This window comes from Williamsia muralis (assembly GCF_002735905.1).
Lineage (GTDB): Bacteria > Actinomycetota > Actinomycetes > Mycobacteriales > Mycobacteriaceae > Williamsia > Williamsia muralis_A.
Genome location: NZ_PEBD01000010.1, coordinates 1,327,898 through 1,352,639 on the forward strand (window position 1 = coordinate 1,327,898; position 24,742 = coordinate 1,352,639).

25 protein-coding genes are annotated in these 24,742 nt (G+C 64.7%); 13 read left to right on the forward strand and 12 right to left on the reverse strand.

The features are described 5' to 3' along the window. The first annotated feature begins 49 nt into the window (after positions 1–49). Positions 50–520 carry an OsmC family protein gene (locus tag CSW57_RS19755; RefSeq protein ID WP_099384211.1) on the forward strand — a complete coding sequence of 157 codons (471 nt, stop codon included), beginning with the start codon at positions 50–52 and terminating at the stop codon, positions 518–520. Between the two features lie 21 nt (positions 521–541). On the opposite strand, the gene CSW57_RS19760 is transcribed toward CSW57_RS19755, so the two are convergent. Then, on the reverse strand, positions 542–1,069 hold the full coding sequence (locus CSW57_RS19760) for a type II toxin-antitoxin system PemK/MazF family toxin (protein WP_370623992.1): 528 nt from the start codon (positions 1,067–1,069) through the stop codon (positions 542–544). Positions 1,070–1,073: 4 nt separating this feature from the next. After that, entirely contained in the window at positions 1,074–1,715 is a 642-nt protein-coding gene (locus CSW57_RS19765; RefSeq protein ID WP_223249359.1) for an alpha/beta hydrolase family protein, read from the reverse strand. Positions 1,716–1,794: 79 nt separating this feature from the next. On the opposite strand from CSW57_RS19765, the gene lepA reads away from it, so the two are divergent. Both lepA and CSW57_RS19775 read left to right on the forward strand, forming a co-directional pair. Further along, positions 1,795–3,657, forward strand: a complete 1,863-nt coding sequence (gene lepA, locus CSW57_RS19770) for a translation elongation factor 4 (RefSeq protein WP_033335880.1) — start codon at positions 1,795–1,797, stop codon at positions 3,655–3,657. A gap of 50 nt (positions 3,658–3,707) precedes the next feature. Beyond that, the gene (locus CSW57_RS19775) at positions 3,708–5,738 is read left to right on the forward strand and encodes a M3 family metallopeptidase (protein WP_099384212.1); all 2,031 of its coding nucleotides are present in this window, start codon (positions 3,708–3,710) and stop codon (positions 5,736–5,738) included. Here CSW57_RS19775 and CSW57_RS19780 read toward each other — a convergent pair. Beyond that, a complete protein-coding gene (locus CSW57_RS19780; protein WP_099384213.1) occupies positions 5,727–6,332 on the reverse strand; it encodes a TetR-like C-terminal domain-containing protein in 606 nt (201 codons plus the stop codon). The two genes, CSW57_RS19775 and CSW57_RS19780, sit on opposite strands and share 12 nt — an antisense overlap. Before the next feature lie 90 nt (positions 6,333–6,422). Between CSW57_RS19780 and CSW57_RS19785 the strand changes: the two genes are divergently transcribed. Then, on the forward strand, positions 6,423–7,457 hold the full coding sequence (locus tag CSW57_RS19785) for an aldo/keto reductase (RefSeq protein WP_099384214.1): 1,035 nt from the start codon (positions 6,423–6,425) through the stop codon (positions 7,455–7,457). A gap of 81 nt (positions 7,458–7,538) precedes the next feature. On the opposite strand, the gene CSW57_RS19790 is transcribed toward CSW57_RS19785, so the two are convergent. Continuing rightward, complete coding sequence (locus CSW57_RS19790; protein WP_099384215.1) at positions 7,539–9,551, reverse strand: glycoside hydrolase family 15 protein; 2,013 nt, start codon at positions 9,549–9,551, stop codon at positions 7,539–7,541. Positions 9,552–9,698: 147 nt separating this feature from the next. On the opposite strand from CSW57_RS19790, the gene CSW57_RS19795 reads away from it, so the two are divergent. The 6 genes from CSW57_RS19795 (at position 9,699) to CSW57_RS19815 (ending at position 14,081) form a co-directional block, all read left to right on the forward strand. Continuing rightward, the gene (locus CSW57_RS19795; RefSeq protein WP_370623993.1) at positions 9,699–9,899 is read left to right on the forward strand and encodes a hypothetical protein; all 201 of its coding nucleotides are present in this window, start codon (positions 9,699–9,701) and stop codon (positions 9,897–9,899) included. A gap of 143 nt (positions 9,900–10,042) precedes the next feature. After that, entirely contained in the window at positions 10,043–10,132 is a 90-nt protein-coding gene (locus CSW57_RS24815; protein WP_317615613.1) for an Ms4533A family Cys-rich leader peptide, read from the forward strand. Between the two features lie 145 nt (positions 10,133–10,277). Then, on the forward strand, positions 10,278–11,345 hold the full coding sequence (locus CSW57_RS19800; RefSeq protein WP_030171908.1) for a sulfate ABC transporter substrate-binding protein: 1,068 nt from the start codon (positions 10,278–10,280) through the stop codon (positions 11,343–11,345). Beyond that, positions 11,342–12,190, forward strand: a complete 849-nt coding sequence (gene cysT, locus CSW57_RS19805; protein WP_023953996.1) for a sulfate ABC transporter permease subunit CysT — start codon at positions 11,342–11,344, stop codon at positions 12,188–12,190. The genes CSW57_RS19800 and cysT overlap by 4 nt, the downstream gene beginning before the upstream one ends. Further along, positions 12,190–13,086, forward strand: a complete 897-nt coding sequence (gene cysW / locus CSW57_RS19810; RefSeq protein ID WP_099384216.1) for a sulfate ABC transporter permease subunit CysW — start codon at positions 12,190–12,192, stop codon at positions 13,084–13,086. The genes cysT and cysW overlap by 1 nt, the downstream gene beginning before the upstream one ends. Then, positions 13,083–14,081 (forward strand): sulfate/molybdate ABC transporter ATP-binding protein, encoded by a 999-nt coding sequence (locus CSW57_RS19815; RefSeq protein ID WP_062799742.1) that lies wholly within the window; start codon positions 13,083–13,085, stop codon positions 14,079–14,081. Before cysW ends, CSW57_RS19815 begins: the two co-directional genes overlap by 4 nt. A gap of 79 nt (positions 14,082–14,160) precedes the next feature. Here CSW57_RS19815 and CSW57_RS19820 read toward each other — a convergent pair whose 3' ends face one another. After that, the gene (locus CSW57_RS19820) at positions 14,161–15,000 is read right to left on the reverse strand and encodes an alpha/beta fold hydrolase (RefSeq protein WP_099384217.1); all 840 of its coding nucleotides are present in this window, start codon (positions 14,998–15,000) and stop codon (positions 14,161–14,163) included. 68 nt (positions 15,001–15,068) lie between these two features. Here CSW57_RS19820 and CSW57_RS19825 point away from each other — a divergent pair, with 68 nt between their 5' ends. Then, positions 15,069–15,671: a TetR/AcrR family transcriptional regulator gene (locus tag CSW57_RS19825; RefSeq protein WP_099384643.1), complete on the forward strand. Its 603-nt coding sequence runs from the start codon at positions 15,069–15,071 to the stop codon at positions 15,669–15,671. On the opposite strand, the gene CSW57_RS19830 is transcribed toward CSW57_RS19825, so the two are convergent. The 6 genes from CSW57_RS19830 to CSW57_RS19855 all read right to left on the reverse strand — a co-directional run bounded on the left by CSW57_RS19830 (position 15,664) and on the right by CSW57_RS19855 (position 21,971). Then, entirely contained in the window at positions 15,664–16,407 is a 744-nt protein-coding gene (locus tag CSW57_RS19830; protein ID WP_099384218.1) for a sirohydrochlorin chelatase, read from the reverse strand. The genes CSW57_RS19825 and CSW57_RS19830 overlap by 8 nt on opposite strands. Further along, positions 16,404–17,699: a sulfate adenylyltransferase subunit 1 gene (locus tag CSW57_RS19835; protein ID WP_099384219.1), complete on the reverse strand. Its 1,296-nt coding sequence runs from the start codon at positions 17,697–17,699 to the stop codon at positions 16,404–16,406. The genes CSW57_RS19830 and CSW57_RS19835 overlap by 4 nt, the downstream gene beginning before the upstream one ends. Then, positions 17,699–18,637 (reverse strand): sulfate adenylyltransferase subunit CysD, encoded by a 939-nt coding sequence (gene cysD, locus CSW57_RS19840; protein WP_033335932.1) that lies wholly within the window; start codon positions 18,635–18,637, stop codon positions 17,699–17,701. Before cysD ends, CSW57_RS19835 begins: the two co-directional genes overlap by 1 nt. Then, positions 18,634–19,365: a phosphoadenylyl-sulfate reductase gene (locus CSW57_RS19845; protein WP_099384220.1), complete on the reverse strand. Its 732-nt coding sequence runs from the start codon at positions 19,363–19,365 to the stop codon at positions 18,634–18,636. Before CSW57_RS19845 ends, cysD begins: the two co-directional genes overlap by 4 nt. Then, positions 19,362–21,062, reverse strand: coding sequence for a nitrite/sulfite reductase (locus CSW57_RS19850; protein WP_099384221.1), 1,701 nt, complete (start codon positions 21,060–21,062; stop codon positions 19,362–19,364). The genes CSW57_RS19845 and CSW57_RS19850 overlap by 4 nt, the downstream gene beginning before the upstream one ends. A gap of 357 nt (positions 21,063–21,419) precedes the next feature. Further along, positions 21,420–21,971 carry an ion channel gene (locus tag CSW57_RS19855; protein ID WP_099384644.1) on the reverse strand — a complete coding sequence of 184 codons (552 nt, stop codon included), beginning with the start codon at positions 21,969–21,971 and terminating at the stop codon, positions 21,420–21,422. Between the two features lie 67 nt (positions 21,972–22,038). Between CSW57_RS19855 and hemW the strand changes: the two genes are divergently transcribed. Next, the gene (gene hemW, locus CSW57_RS19860; RefSeq protein ID WP_099384222.1) at positions 22,039–23,211 is read left to right on the forward strand and encodes a radical SAM family heme chaperone HemW; all 1,173 of its coding nucleotides are present in this window, start codon (positions 22,039–22,041) and stop codon (positions 23,209–23,211) included. Here the strand turns inward: hemW and CSW57_RS19865 are convergent. Further along, positions 23,123–23,548 (reverse strand): type II toxin-antitoxin system VapB family antitoxin, encoded by a 426-nt coding sequence (locus tag CSW57_RS19865; RefSeq protein WP_030171878.1) that lies wholly within the window; start codon positions 23,546–23,548, stop codon positions 23,123–23,125. The genes hemW and CSW57_RS19865 overlap by 89 nt on opposite strands. A 92-nt stretch (positions 23,549–23,640) precedes the next feature. Here CSW57_RS19865 and hrcA point away from each other — a divergent pair, with 92 nt between their 5' ends. Further along, positions 23,641–24,675 carry a heat-inducible transcriptional repressor HrcA gene (hrcA, locus tag CSW57_RS19870; RefSeq protein ID WP_099384223.1) on the forward strand — a complete coding sequence of 345 codons (1,035 nt, stop codon included), beginning with the start codon at positions 23,641–23,643 and terminating at the stop codon, positions 24,673–24,675. The last annotated feature ends 67 nt before the right edge of the window (positions 24,676–24,742 follow it).

The window sequence follows — 24,742 nt, forward strand, 5'->3', positions numbered from 1 at the left end:
CGTGCGCCAAACCCTCGGTGGGCGGCCGCTCCGGTGTCACAGTCGTGCAATGACCACTGCAGCAAAGCGATCCGTTGTCCCGTTTGTTGTCAGCGCAACCGGTAGCGGGGTCGCCCAACGTCTTGTCTCCGGCGGCTCGGCTCACGAGTTCCACACCGATGCGTACCCAGCGTTCGGCGGTGAGGACAAGGCCCCGAGTCCGTTGTTCTACGCTCTGGGCGCACTGACGTCATGCAATCAGGTCACCGCGTCGCTGGTTGCCAAAGACCTCGGGATCGCGTTGGGGGAGTTCACGTTCGAGGTGCAAGGTGATCTCGACACCGCCGTCCTCGTGCAAGGCGCCGAAGGTAACGCCAACTTCGACAAGGTCACCGTGTCGGCCGTGGTCGAGTCAGACGCGAGCGAGCAACAATTCGCCGAGTTCGTCGCCGAAACCGAACGACGGTGCCCGGTCTCGCAGCTCTTCGTGCGCAGCGGTCTCGAGTTCGTCAACAACTGGACGCAGGCGCCGCTGTCCTGAGTCAGACATGGGTGGCCGGATTCAACGCCACCCGTACCGGTCCCGCAGAACCGTTGCGATCCGATCGAATTGGCCTCGATCGACGATCGCACCCTCGCGGCGGATGGCGTGTTCGGGCACCGTGAGCACCCGGTCGAGCCGGGCGAAGCTCTCACGGTGGGCACCGTCCCACTCGCCGGTCCCGATGCTCATCCAGTTCGCGTCGTCGCGCCGGTGCTCCTGACTGGAGAGCATGAGTCCGAGGAGAGCTGGTCCCTCCCGTCCGACCACCACGACCGGACGGTCCTTACCTCGACTTGGATCATCTTCGAACTCGACCCAGGTCCACACCACCTCGCCGGGATCGGCTGCGCCGTCGAGGCTGGGAGAGTAGGCGATCTGCCGCGCGTGTGTGGCCGTCGGCGACGTGCGCGTCACCTGGTTCCCACCCGGTGAGGGCGCAGATTGCCGGCCGGGCCGTGTCGCCGCAGAGCGGGTGAGTTCGCGCACCACGCGCGGCCCGTGTCGACGGATCAACGACATCGCCATCTGTCCCAAGGTGCCTGCCACGCCGTCAGCCTATCGAGAAGAAGTCGAGGACTTCGGTGGCGATCAGCCGCGGGGCGCCTGACCGATCGGGTTTGAGGTCGTGTCCGACCCTGGGGAGATCGAGGAATCGGGTCGGTGACGGGATCATCGCGACGGCGGCTGTCAGCTCATCCGTGGTGCCGAACGGGTCGGTGGCGCCGTGAACCACCAGGACCGGCTTGGCGATGGAGGGCAGGTGATCGGTGCGCATCTTCTCCGGTCGTCCGGGTGGGTGCAGCGGGTACGAGGTCAGCAACAGTCCATCGGCGATGTCGGGGTTCTCGGCCACCGCCATCGAGGCCTGGCGTCCTCCGTAAGAATGCCCGCCGACGATCAGGGGGCCGGTCGATTGACTGCTGAAGGCGTCACACGCCGCGGCTATCCCTGCGCGGTCGGCTGCCGCGCCGGACGGATGCGGCGGTCCCTTCGGTCGTTTCTGACGGTAGGGCAGGTCGATGCGGGCGACCGCGATCCGGCGGTCGCACAATTCTTCGGCGATGCGGCGCAGGATGACCGCATTGTGGTCACCGCCCGCACCGTGCGCGAGCACGACCACGGCGAGCGGGTCGCCATCGGGCCGATGCAATGCGCCGGCCACACCTTCTGACTGCCACTCCTCGACGCTCACGTCCTGAACATTAGCGTCGAGACCGCCGATGGATGGTCGATGCGCCTGCGCATGAGAAACTGGACGGGTATCTCGGCCACTGCAAGGAGTGAGTTCAATTCCCAGGCTTTCCGACACCACGTTCACCGATCCCGCGAAGATCCGGAATTTCTGCATCATCGCTCACATCGACCACGGCAAGTCGACGTTGGCGGACCGGATGTTGCAGGTCACCGGTGTGGTCGAGGGGCGCGACATGCGGGCGCAGTATCTGGACCGGATGGACATCGAACGTGAGCGCGGCATCACGATCAAGGCCCAGAACGTCCGGCTGCCCTGGAACGTGGACGGCACCGACTACGTGATGCACCTGATCGACACCCCCGGCCACGTGGACTTCACCTATGAGGTGTCACGTGCACTGGAAGCGTGTGAAGGCGCAGTGCTGCTCGTCGACGCGGCCCAGGGCATCGAGGCTCAGACGTTGGCCAACCTGTACCTGGCGCTGGACAAGGACCTGACGATCATCCCGGTCCTGAACAAGATCGACCTGCCGGCCGCCGACCCGGACCGTTACGCAGCCGAGATCGCTCACATCATCGGCTGTGAACCCGACGACGTCCTGAGGGTCTCGGGCAAGACCGGCGTCGGAGTCACGGAGCTGCTCGACGAGGTGGTGCGGCTGATCCCGGCTCCGGTCGGCGATTCCGACGCCCCGCCCCGCGCGATGATCTTCGACTCGGTCTACGACACCTATCGCGGCGTCGTCACGTACGTCCGTGTGGTGGACGGCAAGATCGTGCCCCGCGAGAAGATCAAGATGATGTCCACCGGCACCACCCACGAACTCCTCGAGGTCGGCATCGTCTCTCCGGACCCGAAGCCGTCCAAGGGGCTGGGCGTCGGTGAGGTGGGCTATCTGATCACCGGTGTGAAAGACGTCCGTCAGTCCAAGGTCGGTGACACCATCACCTCTGCGCGTCATGGCGCGGAGACCCCGCTGACGGGCTACCGCGAGCCACGGCCGATGGTCTACTCCGGTCTCTACCCGGTGGACGGATCCGATTACCCGGTCTTGCGTGAAGCCCTCGACAAGCTGCAGCTCAACGACGCCGCACTGGCGTACGAGCCGGAGACGTCGGTGGCGTTGGGGTTCGGTTTCCGTTGCGGCTTCCTCGGGTTGCTGCACATGGAGATCAGCCGCGAACGACTCGAACGGGAATTCGGCCTCAACCTGATCTCCACCGCACCGAACGTGGTGTACCGCGTGGAGATGGAGGACGGCACCGAGCACATCGTCACGAACCCGTCCGATTGGCCGGACGGCAAGGCGCGCAACATCTTCGAGCCGATCGTGAAGACGACGGTGATCGCACCGAGCGAATTCGTCGGTTCGATCATGGAACTGTGCCAGTCCCGGCGTGGCGAACTCGGTGGGATGGACTACCTGTCCGAGACCCGCGTGGAACTGCGTTACACCCTGCCGATGGCCGAGATCATCTTCGACTTCTTCGATTCGCTCAAGTCGCGTACCCGGGGCTACGCCAGCCTCGACTACGAGGAGGCAGGCGAGCAGGTGTCGAGCCTGGTGAAGGTGGACATCCTCCTGCAGGGTGAAGCCGTCGACGCCTTCAGTGCGATCGTCCACAAGGACGGCGCCGCCGCGTATGCCACCAAGATGACAACCAAGCTCAAGGAGCTGATTCCCCGCCAGCAGTTCGAGGTTCCCATCCAGGCTGCGATCGGAGCAAAAATCATTGCGCGCGAGAACATTCGGGCGATCCGCAAAGACGTCTTGGCCAAGTGCTACGGCGGCGACATCAGCCGTAAGCGCAAGCTCCTCGAGAAGCAGAAAGAGGGCAAGAAGCGGATGAAGACGATCGGCCGGGTGGAGGTCCCGCAAGAGGCGTTCGTGGCTGCACTGTCGTCGGATGCGTCGAGCGACAAACCCAAGGGCAAATAAGGCCGGAGGGAATCAGGACCGAAAGTCAAGCACCGCAGTACCATCGGGCCATGCCCTCTAACCCGGTCCTGGCCCGTAGTCCCCATCTGCACGGTCTGCCCGACTTCCCGTCGTTCACCGACGACGACTTCGTGCCCGCCTTCGAAGAGGCGATGGCCGAGCACCTGCGTGAGGTGGAGAAGATCGCCGGCGCTCGCGCCGAACCGACCTTCGCCAACACCATCGAGGCACTCGAACGCAGCGGGCAGGCGTTGGCGCGGGCGGCAGGCATCTTCTTCAACCTCACCGGTGCCGACACCAACCCCAAGCGCAATGCGATCGCCACCGAGCTCGCGCCGAAGCTCACCGCGCACGGCAACGCCATCGCACTGCACGCTGGTTTGTTCGCCAGGATCGACACGTTGTTCCAAGACCGCGACGGCCTCGGTCTGGACGAGCCATCGCTGCGTTTGCTCGAGCGGCGCCATCGCGACGCGATCCGCGCCGGGGCCGGTCTCGACGCCGACGGCCAGGCTCGGATGCGGCAGATCTCCGAGCGCCTTGCCACCCTCACGACCGAGTTCGGTCAGCGAATACTGAACGACAGCAACGACTCTGCGGTGCTTGTCGACGACGTGGGCAAGCTCACCGGTTTGTCCGACGGCCAGATCGCGGCTGCGCGCCGCGCCGCGCAGGATGCAGGACACGACACCGGGTATCTCCTCACCCTCGAATTGCCGTCGAGCCAATCCGCTCTCGCCGTGCTGGAGGATCGCGACACCCGGGTCCGGCTGTACGAGGCGTCGGTGAACCGCTGTTCGCGTGACAACAACAACGACACCCGCGCACTCATTCTCGACATCGTCCGTCTTCGTGCCGAACGGGCACGTCTACTGGGTTACCGCGACCACGCCGAGTACGTGATCGCGGAAGAAACCGCTCCCAGTCCCGAAGCCGTCGAGGAACTGCTGAAAGACCTGATCGCGTCGGCCATGCGGGCAGGAGGGCGCGAGCTCACCACCATCACCGAGACCGTCGGCACCGACATAGGTCCGGCAGATCTCACGTATTGGCTTGCGCGGCAGCAAGAACAGCATGCTGCGGTCTCGTTGAGCGGGCTGTCGGACTACCTCGAACTCGACAGCGCGCTTGCCAATGGAGTGTTCTACGCTGCGGGCCGACTCTATGGTCTGCGGTTCGTCGAGTTGGACAACGCGCCCACGTATCACCCTGATGTCCGTGTCTGGCAGGTGTTCGACCGCACCAACACTTCGATCGGATTGTTCCTCGGCGACTTCTTCGCCCGTCCGAGCAAGCGAGGTGGCGCCTGGATGAACAACTTCATCGATCAGAGCCTGCTCCTCGAGTCCCGTCCGGTGATCGTGAACGTACTGAATCTGACAAAACCCGATGAAGGTGAGAAGTGTCTGCTCACCATGGACCAGCTGACCACATTCTTCCACGAGTTCGGACACGCCCTGCACGGCCTGCTGTCGGCGGTGCGGTACCCGTCGCAATCGGGGACATCGGTCCCTCGGGACTTCGTCGAGTTTCCTTCACAGGTGAACGAGATGTGGGCGCTGCACCCAGAGGTGTTGCGACAGTACGCCAAACACCACGAGACGGGACAACCCATCCCTGATGACCTCGCCGAGGCCGCGAGGGCAAGCGCGGACGTCGAGTCGGCCCACGGCACCATCGAGTACCTGGCGGCCGCGATCCTCGACATGGCCTGGCATCGGGTGACCGTCGAGGATGACATCGACGACGTCGAGGCCTTCGAGAAGGAGGCACTGGCCAAGGCCGGTGCCGCGGCCGACCTCATCCCGCCGCGATACCGCAGCGCCTACTTCAATCACATCTTCGGTGGCGGATATTCGGCCGGCTACTACTCGTACATCTGGTCCGAGGTCCTCGACGCCGAGACCGAACAGTGGTTCCTCTCCGGCGGTGGCCTGTCTTCGGATCTGGGGGCCCGGTTCGTCGAGACGACCCTTTCTCGAGGCGACAGCGTGGACCCCATTGCCGCACACCAGGAACTCCTGGGCCGTCCGGCCGAGATCGAACCCCTGCTGCGTCGGCGCGGCCTGCTACCGGCCTGAGACCAGCACGCCCGCCGCGATCGCGGCCAATGCCGACTCGGCGGCGCGTTCGGCATCGACCTTCTTCAGCGGTCTTGTCGAGGTGAGGAACTGATAGTAGAGAGGTGCTGACACCTGCCGGATCGCAGCTGTGGCATCGGTGCCGGCGGGCGCTTCCCCGCGGGTGATCCCGTCGAGTACACACGGTGCCCATTCGGCGACGCGGGTGTCGTAGAAATGCGCCAGTGCGTCAGCGGTACGCGCGTCGCAGGTCGCCGCAGCGATGATCGCCTTGAACAACGGACCTTGACGCTTGTCCGACAGGGTCTTTCGCACCAGTGCGGCATTGGCGTGCAGGTCGGCGGACAGGGTGCCGGTGTCTGCCCGCGGCACGGATTCGGCGGCCATCTCCGACAACAGATCTGCCACCAGGCCGGGCGCCGAACCCCACCGGCGATACACGGTGGTCTTGCCCACACCGGCACGACTGGCCACGTCAATGAGGTCGAGGCCGGGCAGGCCTGATTCGGCGAGTACGTCTCCGGTCGCACGGAGAACCGAAGCGCGGACCGCAGCCGTTCGACCACCGGGCCTGACCATTCCTGGCTCAGTCATGTCATGAGTGTAACGGGAACGCGGTTTCATTAACCGAGCTGCCGTGCTACCTTCGCTAAAGGAACAGGAGTTCCATTAAGGAGGAAGATCGTGGAGTATCGGCGTGTAGGCAATTCAGGACTGGTGGTGTCCGAACTGAGTTTCGGTGCAGGCACATTCGGTGGCGCGGGCGAACTCTTCGGAGCCTGGGGCGACCTCGATGTCACCCAGGCCCGGAGGATCGTCGACGTGTGTCTGGAGGCGGGTATCACCCTCTTCGACACAGCAGACGTCTACTCCGCCGGGGCCTCGGAGGAGGTTCTGGGCGCAGCGGTCGAAGGGCGTCGCGACGATGTGCTCATCTCGACGAAAGCGAGTTTGCCGATGGGAGACGGGCCGTCCGACCACGGGTCTTCGCGGTCGCGGTTGATCGGTGCCGTCGAGCGCGCGCTCACGCGGCTGCGGACCGACCGGATCGATCTGTTCCAGCTGCACGCCTACGACTCGAGTACGCCGATCGACGAGGTGCTCAGCACCCTCGACCTCCTTCAGCAGCAGGGCAAGATCCGGTACACAGGTGTGTCGAACTTCTCGGGGTGGCAACTGATGAAGTCTCTCGGAATTGCTGATCGCCAAAGGTATTCGCGGTACGTTGCGCACCAGGTCTACTACTCGCTCGTCGGGCGGGACTACGAATGGGAACTGATGCCGCTTGCGGCTGAAGAAGGCGTCGGCGCCATCGTGTGGAGCCCCCTCGGCTGGGGCAGACTGACCGGCCGTATCCGACGGGGCGAACCCCTCCCAGAAGGAAGCCGGTTGCACGCCACCGCTGATGCGGGCCCGCCGGTCGACGACGACCTGCTGTTCGACGTCGTCGACGTGCTCACTGACATCGCGTCCGAGACCGGGCACACCGTCGCGCAGGTTGCTCTCAACTGGTTGCTGCGCCGACCCACAGTCTCCTCGGTGATCGTCGGCGCTCGCAACGAGCAGCAGCTTCGCGACAACCTGGGTGCTGTGGGTTGGCGCCTCGACGCCGAACAGATCGCCCGTCTCGACGCGGTCAGTGGTCGCGAGGCGCCCTACCCCTACTTTCCGTACCACCGGCAGGAGGGGTTCGCTCGACTCAACCCGCCGATGGTCTGATCGCCGCAACTTCTCCGATGATGTGGGGTTCTGGCGGTGCCCACCTGGCGCTTTCGTCGCCAGAACCGCACATCATCGGGTTCAGTTGGCGGGGATGAACATCCCGTGGCCCTGAGCTTCTTCCGCGCGGATCACATGCATCACGGCGTTGATCAGAGCCAGATGGGTGAAAGCCTGTGGGAAGTTGCCGAGCTGGCGGCCGGTGGTGGGCTCTATCTCTTCGGCGTAGAGCTTGAGCGGACTCGCGAACGACAACAGCCTCTCGCACAACGCTTTTGCACGGGGGAGTTCGCCGATCTCCACCAGGGCGGACACCAGCCAGAAGGAACAGATGGTGAACGATCCCTCCTCGCCGGACAAGCCGTCGTCGGTTTCCTCCACCCGGTAGCGGAGCACCAGCCCGTTCTCGCTCAGTTCGTCGGCGATCGCCAGTACGGTGTTGCGAACACGCGGGTCCTCGGCAGGCAGGAATCGCAGTAGCGGCACCAATAGGAGAGAAGCGTCGAGGGCGTCGCTGCCGTACCGCTGGGTGAAGATGCCGCGATCGTTGACCCCGAACTCCAGGATGTCGGCCTTGATCTCCTCGGCCTTCTCCGCCCATGTCTTGGCGTACGACGTCTCGCCGTGGATGGCGGCGAGTTTGGCGCCGCGGTCCAGGGCGATCCAGCACATCACCTTCGACGAAGTGAAGTGCTGCGGCTCACCGCGGACCTCCCAGATGCCCCGGTCCGGATGGCGCCAGTGCTTGATCGCCTCCTCGACCTGGGCCTTGAGTACCGGCCACAACGTCTCGGACACGGTTTCGGTGGTCTTGGTATTCAGGTACACCGAGTCGAGCATCGTGCCCCAGATGTCGTGCTGTGACTGGTTGTAGGCACCGTTGCCGATCCGCACCGGGCGTGCCCCGTCGTAACCGGACAAGTGATTGAGCTCGGATTCCTCGAGAGTTCGCTCGCCGCCCACCCCGTACATCACCTGCAGCGGATGGTGTTCACCATTCGTCGCTCCGGAGACATCGGCGATGAACGAGAAGAAGTCACCGGCCTCACGATCGAGGCCGAGGGTGTACAGACCCCAGAGTGCGAATGTGGAGTCGCGAACCCACGCATAGCGGTAGTCCCAATTGCGTTCTCCCTTGGGGGTTTCCGGGAGCGAGGTGGTCGCCGCCGCCAGTAGCGCGCCGGTGGGGGAGTAGGTGAGCCCCTTGAGCGTCAATGCGCTGCGTTGCAGGTGATTTCGCCACGGGTGGTCGGGGAAGCTGCCGACGTTGATCCACTGACGCCACGACTCTGACGTCTCCCACATCCTCTGTGCGGCGTCCTCCCACGTCTGCGGCGCGGGCGGACTGCCCCAGCTCAACGCGACGAAGATCTCGCTTCCCTCTGTCATACGAGTTCGGGCCCGGGCCTCACGACCTTCGAGGCCGATCTTGAGATTGGTGGTGAGTTTGAGTGCCGGGAAGTCGCCGGTCACACCGGTCGCGGTGGCGATCGCCTCTCCGTACGCAGGTCCGGAGTACTCCCACTTCGTGCCACCCTTGTGGTAGTCGAATGCCGGCTCGCAGCTCATCGCCAACTCGACGGTGCCGTTCACGCACCGCACGGTCCGCAGCAAGATGTGTTCCGCGTCCCAGTCGGTAGGTGTCCGCTTGTGGGTGCGGGAGCGGGCATCGTTGTCGTGCCACGGTCCCATCACCAGTGCGTCGCGCACGATCAACCAACCTGTGTCCGTCTGCCAGGTGGTCTCCACCATCAGGCTTCCCGGAAGGTAACGTCGGTCGACGGGGACGTTCACCCCGTAGGGGGCCAGTTTGAAATGTCCGGCGCTACGGTCGAGCACCGCCCCGAACACACTGGGAGAGTCCGGCCGCGGAACGCACATCCACTCCACTGATCCGTTCCGGGCGATCAGGCAATTGGTTTCGCAATCGGACAAGAAGGCGTAGTCACCGATGGGTGGGAACGCAGATTGCACCACTGGAGCCGAGTGATGGGGGGCCGCGCCGCTGAGGGCGGAATGGCTCACATGCGGACGCGGGACCGCCGTGTTGCCGGTGAGGTCAGAGATGCTGCTGCCCTCGGTTGGGGTTGTCATCGCTCTATCATGCGGTTGCGCGATGCCCCATGCCACCGATGCAGCGATACTCGTAGAGGCGAGCCGCACAGCGTCCGACTCCACCGAACACGGTCCTGGCCGATTTTGAATCACGGTGAACAAAAGTCATCGGGCTAGGCTGTTGTGGTGGATGCGATGACAACGTGGTGGGACGGCGTCGAGGAGTGGCTGACGTCGTTGTCGTTCGTCCCCCAGATTCTTGTCTGCGCCGCGGTGGTCGTACCGCTGGCCATCGGCCTGTCCTATCTGATGAATTTGCTGGTAGACACCTCATTTCGGGTTGCCGACCGGCGCGAATCCACCGAATCCGATTCCGGAGAACACTGATGCCTCGCTCGAAGGTCACGATGGCCCTGATCGGTTTGATCGTGTTGGTAGTGGTGGCCTGGTTGTTGCTCGGCTGAGCAGGGGTTCATCCGACCCACTTTTGATGAGTTTGCCGACCAATTCATCCTGCTAGTCTTCGGCCTATGTCTGCAGCCGTCGGTTACCGCGTACGCCACACCCTGGCGTTGTTCGCGGTCGATTACCGCTGCGTTTTCGACGCGCTCTGTCGCTGAACAAGTTTTCCAGGGCATTGCCCTGCGCTGATTCGACTCGAACACATCCGACCTGAAACAAGGGGACACAACCGTGCTTTTCCGTCTCTCCCGCCGAACGAGTACGCGAAGGCGCGCTCGGAGATCGTCGGCCGGGATCCTCACGATGCTTACCGTGTCCGCGCTGGTGCTCTCGGCCTGCGGTGGCGGTTCCACCGACGAGCCCGGCGGCCAGGACATCTCCAGCGGTTCACGGCACCTCAACCTCTTCGCGTACGCAGTGCCCAAGATCGGCTACGACGCGATCATCCCGGCGTTCCGCGATACCGAGGAGGGCAAGGGCATCGGCTTCTCGCAGTCGTACGGCGCGTCCGGCGACCAGTCACGTAAGGTCGCCCGCCGAGTCCCGGCCGACGTCGTCAACTTCTCCGTCGCACCCGACATCACCCGCCTGGTGAAAGAAGGGGTGGTGGACAAGGACTGGGCCGAGCAGTACCCCAACGGCAGTACCCCGTTCGGGTCCGTGGTCGCGCTCGTCGTCCGCGAGGGAAATCCGAAGAACATCCGTACCTGGGACGACCTCTTGAAGCCAGGTGTCCAGGTGGTCACCCCGAACCCCGGTAGTTCGGGTTCGGCCAAATGGAATCTGCTGGCACCGTTCGCCGCGAAGAGCAACGGTGGGCTGAACGAGCAAGCCGGGCTGGACTACGTGGCCGAACTCGTCCGCGACCACACCCGGGTACAGCCCAAGTCCGGACGTGAGGCGACCACCGCATTCGAGCAGGGCCAAGGCGATGTGCTGATCAGTTACGAGAACGAGGCGATCTTCCTCAAGAACCAGAACCCCACCGCCAAGCCGGGGCAGCGCGTCGACTACGTCATCCCACCCGAGACGTTCAAGATCGAGAACCCGGTCGCCGTGGTGAACTTCAGCAAGGAGAAGGAGGCGGCCAACGCCTTCGTCAGCTATCTGTTCACTCCACCGGCGCAACGGCTCTGGGCGCAGCAGGGTTTCCGTCCCGTCGACCCGACGGTCATCGAGGAGACCAAGGATCTGTTCCCCGGTGTGATCACAAAACTGTGGACGATCAGCGAATTGGGCAAGGTCCTCGGCGAGGGCACTGCCGCGAAGAACAAAGGTAAAGACCTCAAAGGCTGGCCGGCAGTGGACAAAGCGCTGTTCGGCACCTCCGGGGCAATCACCGAGATCTACGACGCCGGAGGCAAGGTATGACCGCCACAGTGACGCCGTTGAAGCCACCCGCTTCATCAGGTCCACCCAAGCGAGGTTGGGGCAGCGTCGGACCGCTCAGCATCGGAATTGCCGGTTTGTGGTTGAGCATCATCGTGCTCCTGCCGCTCGCCGCGATCACCAGTGAGGCATTCGACGACGGTTGGAGTGGATTCTGGGCCGCCGTCAGCGACGACGGCGCGGTCGACGCCCTGAAGGTGACGGTCCTCGTCTCACTGGTCGTGGCACTGATCAACGTGGTGATGGGCACCATCGTGGCCTGGGTCCTGGTCCGTGATGAGTTCCCGGGCAAGCGAATCGTCAACTCGCTCATCGACCTACCGTTCGCGCTCCCCACGATCGTCGCCAGCCTCGTACTGCTCTCCCTGTATGGACCGAGCAGTCCGATCGACATCGAACTCAACGCGACCCGCCCCGCACTGGTGATCGCGCTGACCTTCGTCACGTTGCCGTTCGTCGTTCGTCAGGTGCAGCCCGTGCTGATCGAGATCGACAAAGAGGTCGAAGAAGCAGCCGCGTCTCTGGGCGCAGGCAACTGGACCATCTGGTGGCGGATCATCTTCCCGTCACTGGCTCCGGCGGTGCTCTCGGGTGCCGGTCTGGCGTTCACCCGCGCCATCGGTGAGTTCGGTTCGGTTGTGCTGATCGGTGGCAACATCCCCGGCGACACCCAGGTGGCGTCGCAATACATCCAGCAGCAACTCGAGATCGACTCACCGGTCGATGCCGCCGCGGTATCGGTGGCCCTGCTGCTGATCGCCTTTGTCGTGCTGCTCGTCCTGCGAGTGCTCGGGCGCTGGACCTCGCGCCGTGAGGAGGCGAACTGATGAAGGTCTCCAGATTCCCGCAACTCACCCTGCGTGTGATCGCACTGCTGTATCTCTTTGTGCTGCTGGTGGTTCCGGTGGCACTCATCTTCTACCGGTCGTTCGAGCACGGCATCGGCCAGTTCTGGGACTGGATCACCACACCCGCCGCGATCTCCGCTCTGCAGCTGAGTCTGCTGATCGTTCTCATCGTGGTCCCGTTGAACGTGGTCTTCGGTGTGTTCACCGCAATGGCTCTGGTACGTGGACGTTTCCGCGGTCGAGGTGTCGTCGAGGCAATCGTCGACCTGCCGTTCGCCGTCTCGCCCATCGTGGTCGGCGTCGCCCTGATCCTGTTGTGGGGGTACGGAGGCTGGTTCGGCGGTGTCGAGAGCCTCGGCTTCCGGGTGATCTTCGGGCTGCCCGGCATGGTGCTCGCAACCATCTTCGTCACACTGCCCTTCGTGGTCCGTGAGGTGGAACCGGTCCTGCGCGAGATCGGAACCGAGCAGGAGGAGGCTGCTGCAACGCTGGGGGCCAACGGCTGGCAGACCTTCTGGCGGATCACGTTGCCCGCCATCCGATGGGGACTCTCCTACGGCGTGGTCTTGACGATCGCGCGCTCGCTCGGCGAATACGGCGCGGTGATCATCGTGTCGTCCAATCTGCCCGGCATCTCCCAGACCCTCACGCTGCTGGTGTCGTCGCGGTACACCGACGACTACAACGAGTACGGCGCCTACGCGGCGGCGACGCTGCTGATGATCATCGCCATCATCGTGCTGCTGCTGATGACACTCGTGCAGCGGCGTACCGGAACCAATCAAATCGAGCGCCGACAGGCGAGCAACGAGTCCGACGCTGCGGCAGACCCGGCCGAGACAGCCCCTAAAACGCAGGAGAGTGAACTGGTATGACGATCTCGGTTATCGACGCGAACAAGCGTTATGGCGACTTCGCCGCCCTGGACAATGTGTCCATCGACATTCCCGTCGGCTCGCTGACGGCACTGCTCGGACCGTCCGGGTCGGGCAAGTCGACGCTTCTGCGCGCCATTGCAGGGCTCGATCAGCTCGACTCGGGGACCGTGCTCATCAACGGTGACGATGTCACGCGTATCTCCCCACAGCGACGCGACATCGGGTTCGTGTTCCAGCACTACGCGGCCTTCAAGCACATGACGGTGCGGGACAACGTGGCGTTCGGGCTCAAGATCCGCAAGCGACCCAAGAACGAGATCAAGGCGAAGGTCGACGAGCTGCTCGAGGTGGTGGGCCTGGCAGGTTTCCAGACCCGTTATCCCGCGCAGCTGTCCGGTGGACAGCGACAGCGCATGGCGCTGGCGCGGGCTCTGGCCGTGGACCCCAAGGTGTTGTTGCTCGACGAGCCGTTCGGCGCACTCGACGCGAAGGTCCGAGAGGACCTGCGGGCGTGGCTGCGCAGGCTCCACGACGAGGTCCAGGTGACCACCGTGCTGGTCACCCACGATCAGCAGGAGGCGCTTGACGTCGCCGACCGCATCGCAGTGCTGAACAAGGGACGCATCGAGCAGATCGGCTCGCCGGCAGACCTCTACGACCGGCCGGACAACAAGTTCGTGATGTCGTTCCTCGGCTCGGTGGCGAAGCTGAACGGGGTGCTCGTCCGGCCACACGACATCCGCGTCGGCCGAACCCCTGACCTCGCACTGGCGTCCGCAGACAAGAACGCGGCGGAGACCGGAGTGCTCAAGGCGCGGGTCAAGCGCGTGGTGTACCTGGGATTCGAGGTGCGGGTCGAACTCGAGAACGCCGCCACGAACGAGGATTTCCACGCGCAGATCACCCGTGGTGATGCCGCGGCGCTGGGCCTGCGGGATGGCGACGACGTGTACGTCAGGGCTACTCGGGTGCCCGACGCCGCGCTCGCCTAGCTGGGCGAACGCTCTGACGTGAAAACGACCCGGCCGGCCGGTCGGGTCGTTTTCACGTGTGTGCGGCCCTGGGCGAGAGTCAGGTGCTCACCAGGAACTCACCGATGAGTTCGGCGGTACGCTGCGGTTGATCGAGCATGATCAGGACGTAGGCGTCGTCGACCTCGGCAAGGGTGCCCTTGGGGAACAGGTCGGCGAGCTGATGCCCGTGCTCGCGCCGCATCACGTTGGTCTCAGGTGCCCAGATGATCAACACCGGCCCTGCGAAGTCGCGCAGCTTCTCGGTTGCAGCGATCAGAGCTGCCTTGTCGAATCTCGTTCGGCAATAGGCGAGTACGTCTCGGCGGACGTCGGCTGATGCCACGCCGGGATCGGTCCATCGCGAGATGATGTCGTCCGGGATGCGTTTTTTGGCCATCAGCCCGAGGACCATCGGAGTCCGGCGGAGGAAGCGGTTGCGAAACTGGTGCAGCGCGAACAGGATTCCACCCGGAACCGAGATCGCGACCTTCACCACCTTGCCGGGGAACCCCGGCGGGAAGTTGTCGTACGCTTCGGCCGGGCAGACCACCAGGCGGGTGATCCGTTCACCGGACGTGAGCTCGGGCAGGAACAACGGGCCGCCCCAGTCGCTCAGGATCAGCGTCACCTGCTGCAGGTGCAGTGCCGCCAAGAAATCGGACAGGATGCCGACCATTCCGGGCATCGTCAGATCGGCAGCCGGGTCCATCGGGATGCAATGGCCGCCCAACGGCAGCACTGGCAACAGGTAGCGGAAACCGTCGGGCAGGAGTGGCAGCACCAGATCCCACTGGTGGTCGTTCATCAGCAATCCGTGGGTGAGCACCACGGGAGGGCCTTCTGGATCTCCCAACTCGCGATACTCGATGGTTCCTGCGCTCAGCTGCACTCTCTGCATGGTGTCCTCCCCGATACTAGAGCAATCGTTCTAGAACGATTGCTCTAGTATGGGACGCGGAGGTGTCGATGGCAAGAGGAACGCGCGAAACGATCCTGACCACGGCGGTCGAACTGATGCGGGTACACGGGTATGCGGCACTGAGCATGAAGCAGATCGTCGCCGGCTCCGGCGCGCCGATCGGGTCCATCTACCATCACTTTCCCGAGGGCAAGGCGCAGATCGCCCGTGAGGCACTGGTGAACGCGGGCGTCGCCTACGCGGCGATCATCCCGGCGGCCTTCGCCGATCAGACCGACCTCGGCGACGGCATCAGAGCTGCCTTCGCCCTGGCCGCCGAGGACATCGAGCAGACCGGTTTTGCGAACATGTGTCCTGTGTCCACCGTTGCCGGTGAGGTCGCAAATGCCGACGAATCGCTCCGATTGGCAGCGGCATCGGTGTTCGGGGACTGGATCACGCTGGGAACGGCGTACTTCGAGAGTCGAGGCGTCCATCCGGACACGGCAAGGGAGGTCATCATCGCGATCATCTGCGCGTTGGAGGGTGCCTTTGTGATGACCCGGACCCTGCGCGACACTGCGCCACTACTCGCCGCTGGGGCGGCCTTGGCGGGTACTTACCACGGGGTGCCGCTGACCGAGAAGGCGGCGACCAAGCGTTCTATCTGAACGCTGAGAGCGGAGCCGGGGTGGCCGTGGTCGCGTCGCGAAAGCGGTCGCACACGACGTCGATCAGGTCGGGATGAGCCCCGATCGGGCCGGCTATCAACGACCCCGGGGCGAGATGATCTACGGCCGCGTCGACGCGTTCGGTCAGCAATCCTGCGGACAGAAAATATGGGCTCACAACAACACGCCGTGCACCGCCGCGACGCAGACTCCGTAGAGCCTGATGCAGATTGCTGTGATCCTGGCCCAGTCGGGTCGCGAAGACCGTCTGCACCAACGGTGTTCGGAGCCGTACGGCGAGTTCTGCGGCGCGGGCCCGAACGGCCTCGTCGGCGGTGGGATCGCTGGACCCGACCGCGGTCAACACGACGCCATCGGTGGCGCGGATGCCTGCCTGGTCCAGCCGGCCGATCAGGACGCTGACGATCCGGGAATCATCTCCGAGTGGCCGCAACTGCCGGATCTCGATGTCAGGGTTGGCGGCGCAGGCGTCGGAGACGATCGCCGGAAGATCGACCTTGCTGTGAAAAGCGTTGGACAGCAGCAGGGGAGCGACCATCACCCGGCCGGTGCAGGCCGCGAGGACGTCGGCGACGCTCGGGGAATTGAGGTCGAGGTAGCCGAGGCGTACATCGACCCCGGGGAGCCGGGTGCGGACACCATGGGTGATCCGTTCCATGGTGGCCGCGAACCGGGGGTCGCGGCTGCCATGGGCGGCCAGCACAAGTGTTGTCACACAAGTTCTTTCAGGTGCAGCTGCGACAGTGCGTCGCCGACCAGTCCGGCGCCGAGGGTGTTGCCGCCCTGCGGGTCGATCAACAGGAAACTGCCGGTCTCGCGGTTGGTGTTGTAGTCATCGGCGCTGATCGGCTGTGCGGTCTGCACGGAGATCCGGCCGATCTGGTTCAGCTCCAGCGATTCGGGCTGATCGCGCAGTACCAGTTCCTGCTCGTCGAACAGCACCTCGAGTTCGCCGACGATGGCCTGAGTGGTGCGGGCGCCGTGTTTGAGCAGCAGTCGAGCACCGGGGCGCAGAGCCTTGTCGCCGAGCCAGCAGACCGTGGCGCTGAACTGCGAAATGGGTTCTGGCGCATCGGCGACTGCGGCGATCACATCACCGCGAGAGACGTCGACATCGTCTGCGAGGACCACGGTCACGCTGCGACCGGTGTGGGCGGACTGCAGCGAACCGTCGGCGGTGTCGATGCGTTCCACGGTGGTGCGGGTGCCCGAAGGCAGGACGACCACCTCGTCGCCGACGGTGACCCGTCCGGCGGCAACCTGACCGGCGTACCCCCGGTAGTCCGGGTACTCAGGTGTGCGGGGCCGGATCACGTACTGAACGGGGAAGCGGAACCCGACCGGCTTACGGTCGTCTTCGACGGGAACGGACTCGAGGTGTTCGATCAGTGTCGGTCCGTCGTAAAAGGGCGTGTTCTCCGAACGCACGGCAACGTTGTCGCCGTGCAACGCCGACACCGGGATCGAGACGACCCGATCGGCACTCCAACCGAGTGAGGTTGTCATGTCGGTGAACTGGGTCCGGATTTCGCCGAACACCTTCTCCGGGTCGTCGACCAGGTCGATCTTGTTGACTGCCAACACAAGCCGGGGCACACCCAGCAAGGCCATCACCGCGGCATGCCGGCGGGTCTGCGAGATGACACCCTTGCGGGCATCGACGAGCAGGATGACCAGGCCCGCAGTGGATGCGCCGGACACCGTGTTGCGGGTGTACTGCACATGCCCTGGCGTGTCGGCCAGCACAAACGAACGCGTCGGAGTGGCGAAGTAGCGGTAGGCGACATCGATCGTGATGCCCTGCTCGCGTTCGGCGCGCAGACCGTCGACGAGCAGCGACAGATCCGGTTGATCGAGGCCCTTGTCGACCGAGGCGCGGGTGACCGCGTCGATCTGGTCGGCCAGTACGGACTTGGTGTCGTACAGCAGCCGGCCGACGAGGGTCGACTTGCCGTCGTCCACACTGCCGGCAGTGGCCAGACGCAGCAGATCAGGTGAAGCACTCATCAGAAATATCCCTCGCGCTTGCGGTCTTCCATCGCGGCCTCGGAGACCCGGTCGTCGCCGCGGGTGGCACCGCGTTCGGTCAGGCGCGATGCCGCGACCTCGGCCAGGACGGCCTCGTTGTCGGACGCGTCGGACAACACGGCCCCGGTGGTCGATCCGTCGCCCACGGTCCGGTACCGGACCGAGAGCTTCTGGATCTGTTCACCGTCGGCGGGCCCGCCCCAGGGGCCGGGCGTCATCCACATGCCGTCGCGTGAGTAGACCTCGCGCTCGTGCGCGTAATAGATCGAGGGGAGGAGCACCTGCTCGCGGGCGATGTACCGCCACACGTCCAGTTCGGTCCAGTTCGACAACGGGAACACGCGAACGTGCTCTCCCGGTGCGTGTTTGCCGTTGTAGAGGTTCCACAGTTCGGGTCGCTGGCGCTTGGGGTCCCACTGCCCGAAGGCATTGCGGAGCGAGAAGATCCGCTCCTTGGCGCGCGAACGCTCCTCGTCCCGGCGGGCACCACCGAACACGGCATCGAACCGGTTCTCGGTGATCGCGTCGAGAAGGGGCACGGTCTGCAGCGGGTTCCGGATGCCATCGGGGCGTTCGGTCAGCCTGCCATCGGCCAGGTAGTCCTCGACCTTGGCCACGTGCAGGCGCAAGCTGTGCCGCTCCACCACGTCGTCACGGAACTGCAGCACCTCGGGGAGGTTGTGCCCGGTGTCGACGTGCAGCAGCGAAAACGGCAGTGGCGCAGGCCAGAACGCTTTGAGTGCGACGTGCAGCAGCACCGTCGAATCCTTGCCTCCGGAGAACAGGATCACCGGACGTTCGAACTCGCCGGCAACCTCTCGGAAGATGTGGATCGCCTCGGACTCGAGGGCGTCGAGTGTGCTGAACTCGTCCGCGGTCTCGACGGGCAATACGTCGGTGTTCTGGTCGATTGTCATGACGCGTGCAACCCGCATTCTGTCTTGGCCAGTCCGGCCCATCGGCCACTTCGGGGATCGGCGCCGTTGATCGGCTTGGTGGTGCAGGGAGCGCATCCGATCGACGGATATCCCTCGTCCACAAGGGGATTGACCAGCACGCCCTTGCGGTCGATGTAGTCCTGGAACTCGTCGTCGGTCCAGGCGGCGATCGGATTGATCTTCACCAACCCGAACGCCTCGTCGAAGGAGATCAGAGGCGCGTTGGCGCGGGTGGGGGACTCCACTCGGCGAATGCCGGTGACCCAGGCCCGGTATCCCGACAGCTCACGTTTGAGCGGCACCACCTTGCGAAGCCGGCAGCACTCGCCGGGATTCGAGGCGAACAGATTGCGTCCCACGGTCGCATCCTGCTGGGCGACGCTCTGCTCGGCTTTGGCGTTCACGATCTCGACGCCGTAGACCTGTTCGACGGCGTCCCGGGTGCCGAGGGTCTCGGCGAAGTGATAGCCGGTGTCGAGGAACAGCACCTTGAGTTTGCCGCCGTTCAACTGCTCGGGGGTGACGGCAGAGGCCGCAACGTCCACGAGCACTGCGTCCTGCATGTTGGATGCGACGATGAAGTCGGTACCGAAAGTGTCTGCGGTCCAGCGCATCAGGTCGTGTGCCGAGGCGTCCGGGCCCAGCAGTGCAGCACCTTCCGCCGCCAGATCGCGCAACTCCGTCTCACTGCGAACTGCGGTACTCATCGCAAATCCTCCTCGTCGGCGCGAACCGCCCACTGGGCGAAACGCTCACCGTCACTGCGTTGCTTCACGAAATTGCGGACCACGCGGTCCATGTAGTCACCGATCTCGCCGGAGAGCACCTTGTGCTGACGGAGTTTGCGGCCGAATGCCGAATCCTGACCGAGGCTGCCGCCGAGGTGAACCTGGAAGCCTTCCACGGTGTTGCCATCGGCGTCCTCGACGAGCATGCCCTTGAACCCGATGTCGGCGATCTGCGCGCGGGCGCACGAGTTGGGGCAGCCATTGATGTTCACCGTGATCGGGACGTCGAGCTGGTCGTTGATGTCGGCGAGCCGCGACTCCAACTCGGGCACCAGCACCTGCGACCGTTTGCGCGTCTCGGTGAACGACAATTTGCAGAACTCGATGCCCGAGCACGCCATCAGGTTGCGCCGCCAGGGCGACGGCCTGGCGATCAGCCCGAGAGGTGCGAGTTCGGAGATGAGCTGCTCGACCTTGTCGTCGGCGACGTCGAGGACAACCAGCTTCTGGTACGGGGTGAAGCGGATACGGTCAGAGCCGACCCGGGCTGCGGCATCGGCGACGGCGGTGAGCTTGGAGCCCGACACCCGTCCGGCGATCGCCGCGAACCCGACGGAATTGAGGCCGTTCTTCAGCTTCTGCACGCCCACGTGGTCGCGCGGTGCGCTGAGCGGGGCAGGCGCCGGTCCGTCGATCAGCTTGCGCCCCAGGTATTCGTCCTCGAGCACCTGGCGGAACTTCTCGATGCCCCAGTCCTTGAGCAGGTACTTCAGCCGGGCCTTGGTACGCAGACGCCGGTATCCGTAGTCGCGGAACAGCGAGACCACGCCCTCCCAGACGTCTGGGACGTCGTCGAGTGCGACCCACGCACCGACCCGCTGCGCCAGCATCGGGTTGGTGGAGAGCCCCCCGCCGACCCACAGGTCGAGGCCGGGACCGTGCTCGGGATGGTTGACGCCGATGAAGGCGACATCGTTGATCTCGTGGGCGACATCCTGCAGGCCGGAGATCGCCGTCTTGAACTTGCGGGGGAGGTTCGAGTACTTCGGGTCGCCGATGTACCGGCGGACGATCTCGTCGATCGCGGGTGTGGGGTCGAGAATCTCGTCCACGGCCTCACCGGCGAGCGGGGAACCGAGGACCACGCGGGGGCAATCCCCGCACGCCTCGGTGGTCTTGAGGCCGACGGCCTCGAGTCGTTGCCAGATCTCGGGGACGTTCTCGATCTCGATCCAGTGGTACTGGACGTTCTCACGATCGGAGAGATCCGCTGTGTCGCGGGCGAATTCGGTGGAGATCTGACCGATCGTGCGCAGTTGTTCGGCAGTCAGCGCACCGGCGTCGCAGCGGACCCGCATCATGAAGTGGCGGGCCTCGAGGATGTCGATGTTGTCGTCACCGGTCCAGGTGCCGTCGTAACCCTCGGCGCGCTGGGTGTAGAGACCCCACCAACGCAACCGGCCGCGCAGATCTTGTTTGTCGATCGAATCGAAGCCCTGTTTGGAATAGATGTTCTCTACACGGGCGCGGACGTTGAGCGGATTGTCGTCCTTCTTGGCCTGCTCGTTGGGGTTGAGCGGCTCCCGGTATCCGAGTTTCCATTGGCCCTCGGCGCGGCGCTTCGTCGGACGTGCCCGCCGCGCCGGTTTGCCGGGGGCGTCTGCGGTCGACGTCATTGATTCTCCTGTCTGGCGGACTCCGGGCAGCGTGCAGATCTGGGCTCGAGGCACCGGGGAGTCCTGCAAAGGCTTGATACAAGGGAAGAGCGTGGCGCGGGCATGTCACCGTCTGCGGTCCGGGCTGTGGACCGTGGGCCTTGCCGCTTGTCAGTTAAGACAGAAAGCGCTGCATACGCGCTTGAGATCGATGTGCCGTCGCATCGCGAGCCACACCCCTTGAGAAGTCACGTCGCCCATAGTGCCACGGCCTTCCTTGATGCGTCTACTTGGGCTTACTTTGGCTCACACTGAGCCGAAGTCAATCGGCGCGGTCGACGCCGACGTATTCAGGTGTCAACACCGGACGAGCCGTGGTCATTCCTTCCCGCCAGATTCTTTCTTCTGTGCCCTGCTCCACTGGACGGCAGCGACGATGACCTTGATGCCCACGCCGACGACGATCAGGTTGAGCACCATCTGCGCCGCCACGATCGCGCGGGACAGATCGACAGCGGCGGTGATGTCCCCGAAGCCCACGGTCGCGAACACCGACAGCGTGAAATAGAGCGAGCTCATGCGGGACAGCGGCTCGCTGAATTGCGCTGGGTCACTCGCCGACAGCATGAAATATCCGAGAGAGAAGCCGAGCAGGTAGAGCGGGGCGATGATCGCGAGAGCCTCGATCGCCTGGACCGCGGGCGCCGGGGCCCGCAGGATCCGCCCGATTTGCCAGACGGCCGTGAGGGCCGCGACCACCAGGAACGCCGCCACGACAACCACCTCGCCCCAGCCGTCGAGCACCGTCCACGGCACCACGAAGTACGCGGCCAGATAGGCGACCACGATGCCGACCGACCGCGCCATCGCCCAGACGAGAACGCTCTTCGGCAGTTGGATGAAGTCGCCCGACCCACCGGGTCCTGTCATGGGTTCGCCCCTCGCCAGTCGCACTGATTCTGATGTTGCCCGCCGGTACTGGGATGATCGAACCACGATGCCCAACACCTTCATCCCGAAGTCGCGATCCGAGACCCCTCTGGGGCTGTACATCCACGTCCCGTTCTGTGCGACGCGGTGCGGCTACTGCGACTTCAACACCTACACACCAGGTGAGCTCGGCAGCAGCTCATCACCGGAGCAGTGGCTCTCCGCGCTCGACGGTGAACTGTCGATGGCTGCGGCCCACCTCGATCCGCCCAGGCCCGTGTCGACGATCTTCGTCGGCGGTGGCACCCCGTCCCTGTTGGGAGCAGAGGGATTGGGGCGCGTCATGGCATCGGTGCGCACCCACTTCGACATCGCACCGGGGGCCGAGATCACCACCGAATCGAATCCCGAATCGACGTCGCCCGAGTTCTTCGAGGGCATCCTCGCGGCCGGGTTCACCCGCGTGTCACTGGGGATGCAATCGGCGGCGGGTCACGTTCTCGCAGTGCTGGACCGCACGCACACCCCCGGCCGGGCCGTCACCGCCGCGCGGGAGGCCAGGGCCGCCGGGCTCGGACATGTGAACCTCGATCTGATCTACGGCACCCCCGGAGAGCGCGACGAGGATCTCGCCTCGTCCCTCGATGCGGTGCTCGATGCCGGGGTCGACCACGTGTCGGCATACGCGCTGATCGTCGAAGACGGCACCGCGCTGGCCCGCCGGGTACGCCGGGGAGAGCTGCCGGCTCCCGATGACGACGTGCTCGCGAGCCGGTACGAGATGATCGACGAGCGCCTCTCGGCTGCGGGACTTCGGTGGTACGAGGTGTCCAACTGGGCGCGAACCTCGGTGCCCGACGCGTTCTGTCGACACAATCTCGGCTACTGGGACAGCGCCGACTGGTGGGGTGCCGGGCCTGGCGCGCACTCGCACGTGGCGGGGGTCCGCTGGTGGAACCACAAACACCCGGCCAGGTATGCCGCCGCGGTGGCGGCCGCAGAACTACCGGCTGCCGGTCACGAACAGCTGAGTCCGGACGATCAGCACACCGAACGGGTGATGCTGGCGATCCGCCGTTCGGTCGGGCTCGCGTGGTCCGAACTCCGTCCCGACGAGCAACAGCGGGCTGCGCGAACGATCTCCGACGGCCTCACCGAACGGGTCGGATCGTCCCTGGTTCTGACCAACCGTGGACGTCTGCTGGCTGATGGCGTGGTCCGTGACCTGTTGGCGGGCTGACACTCTCGACCCCGGTACTCGGTTCGCGGGTCAGTTCGGAGACGTTGTCGAGGTCGAGCAGTCGTGCATGGATGACGTGCCGGTTGCGCAATGCCGACCGGACTGCGCGGTGTAGGCCGTCCTCGAGATAGATGTCGCCCTGCCAGCGCACGGCGTGTGCGAACAGGTCGCCGTAGAAGGTCGAGTCTTCCGAGAGCAATTTGTCCAGGGCGAGCACCGTGGTGACAGTGATGAGCTGATCGAGCCGCAACTGGCGCGGCGGGATCTTGGCCCAATCGCGAATGGACAACTGATGGTCCGGGTACGGCTTCCCGTCGCGGACGCCCTTGAAAATCACCGGTTCACCGTATCGGTTCTCCGTCGCCGTAGACTTGATGAATGCTGTGAAGTGCCCATTGTCCAAAGCCGAGGGCTGGAGGTGAACTGCTCATGTCGAGCACCGATGAACGTCGTTTCGAAGTACTTCGCGCCATCGTCACCGACTATGTCGCGACGCAGGAGCCGATCGGCTCCAAGGCACTGGTCGATCGCCACCACCTCGGTGTGTCCAGCGCCACCGTCCGCAACGACATGGCCGTACTGGAGGCCGAGGGGTACATCACCCAGCCGCACACCAGCTCCGGCCGCGTTCCCACGGACAAGGGGTATCGCCTGTTCGTCGACCGCATCAGCGAGGTGAAGCCGCTGTCACCGGTGGAGCGGCGCACCATCCTGAACTTCCTCGATTCCGGGGTCGACCTCGACGACGTACTCCGACGATCGGTTCAGTTGCTGGCGCAACTCACCCGGCAGGTCGCGGTGATCCAGTACCCGGTGCTCGCGTCGTCCTCTGTCCGTCACCTCGAGGTGGTTGCCCTGACGCCGGCCCGGTTGCTGCTGGTGGTGATCACCGACACCGGCCGTGTCGAACAGCGCATCGTCGACCTCGGCTCCGACCTGAACGACGAGGACATCAGCCGACTCCGCGACATGTTCGGTGCCGCGTTGAACGGTCAGCGGCTCGAGGTCGCCTCACATGCAGTCGCAGAGCTGGCCAACAAGGCTCCTGAAGACCTGCGTCAGCCGTTCATCCGGGTCGCGACCGTGTTGGTGGAAACATTGGTCGAGCGATCTGCGGATCGGCTGCTGATGGGCGGCACCTCCAATCTGACCCGGGCCGCGGCGGATTTTGCGCCGATGGCCGGTGCCATGGGATCGGTACTCGAAGCGCTCGAAGAGCAGGTGGTGGTCCTCAAACTGCTGGCCGCCACACAGAACACCGGCACCGTGACGGTGCAGATCGGCGAGGAGACCCGAGAAGAGAACCTGCGTGGCACCGCGGTGGTTTCCACCGGGTACGGTGCCTCGGGCACTGTGTTCGGTGGTCTCGGCGTGCTCGGACCGACCCGGATGGACTATCCGGGAACGATCGCGTCCGTCGCCGCCGTTGCCAGATACGTCGGCGAGGTACTCGCCGATCGATGACGTGCGGGCGCCGCACACTGACCTGAACAACCCATCCGGACGCGACTGCTCGGTGCTTCCGGAGATG

Bases quoted from the DNA above. Each gene is read 5' to 3' on its own strand.
- hrcA (WP_099384223.1), top strand. From the start codon at position 23,641: ATGTCGAGCACCGATGAACGTCGTTTCGAAGTACTTCGCGCCATCGTC.
- cysD (WP_033335932.1), bottom strand. From the start codon at position 18,637: ATGACAATCGACCAGAACACCGACGTATTGCCCGTCGAGACCGCGGAC.
- CSW57_RS19820 (WP_099384217.1), bottom strand. From the start codon at position 15,000: ATGCAGAGAGTGCAGCTGAGCGCAGGAACCATCGAGTATCGCGAGTTG.
- CSW57_RS19800 (WP_030171908.1), top strand. From the start codon at position 10,278: ATGCTTACCGTGTCCGCGCTGGTGCTCTCGGCCTGCGGTGGCGGTTCC.
- CSW57_RS19845 (WP_099384220.1), bottom strand. From the start codon at position 19,365: ATGAGTACCGCAGTTCGCAGTGAGACGGAGTTGCGCGATCTGGCGGCG.
- CSW57_RS19790 (WP_099384215.1), bottom strand. From the start codon at position 9,551: ATGACAACCCCAACCGAGGGCAGCAGCATCTCTGACCTCACCGGCAAC.
- CSW57_RS19855 (WP_099384644.1), bottom strand. From the start codon at position 21,971: ATGACAGGACCCGGTGGGTCGGGCGACTTCATCCAACTGCCGAAGAGC.
- cysT (WP_023953996.1), top strand. From the start codon at position 11,342: ATGACCGCCACAGTGACGCCGTTGAAGCCACCCGCTTCATCAGGTCCA.
- CSW57_RS19775 (WP_099384212.1), top strand. From the start codon at position 3,708: ATGCCCTCTAACCCGGTCCTGGCCCGTAGTCCCCATCTGCACGGTCTG.
- CSW57_RS19835 (WP_099384219.1), bottom strand. From the start codon at position 17,699: ATGAGTGCTTCACCTGATCTGCTGCGTCTGGCCACTGCCGGCAGTGTG.
- CSW57_RS19850 (WP_099384221.1), bottom strand. From the start codon at position 21,062: ATGACGTCGACCGCAGACGCCCCCGGCAAACCGGCGCGGCGGGCACGT.
- cysW (WP_099384216.1), top strand. From the start codon at position 12,190: ATGAAGGTCTCCAGATTCCCGCAACTCACCCTGCGTGTGATCGCACTG.
- CSW57_RS19825 (WP_099384643.1), top strand. From the start codon at position 15,069: ATGGCAAGAGGAACGCGCGAAACGATCCTGACCACGGCGGTCGAACTG.
- hemW (WP_099384222.1), top strand. From the start codon at position 22,039: ATGCCCAACACCTTCATCCCGAAGTCGCGATCCGAGACCCCTCTGGGG.
- CSW57_RS19780 (WP_099384213.1), bottom strand. From the start codon at position 6,332: ATGACTGAGCCAGGAATGGTCAGGCCCGGTGGTCGAACGGCTGCGGTC.
- CSW57_RS19815 (WP_062799742.1), top strand. From the start codon at position 13,083: ATGACGATCTCGGTTATCGACGCGAACAAGCGTTATGGCGACTTCGCC.
- CSW57_RS24815 (WP_317615613.1), top strand. From the start codon at position 10,043: ATGTCTGCAGCCGTCGGTTACCGCGTACGCCACACCCTGGCGTTGTTC.
- CSW57_RS19755 (WP_099384211.1), top strand. From the start codon at position 50: ATGACCACTGCAGCAAAGCGATCCGTTGTCCCGTTTGTTGTCAGCGCA.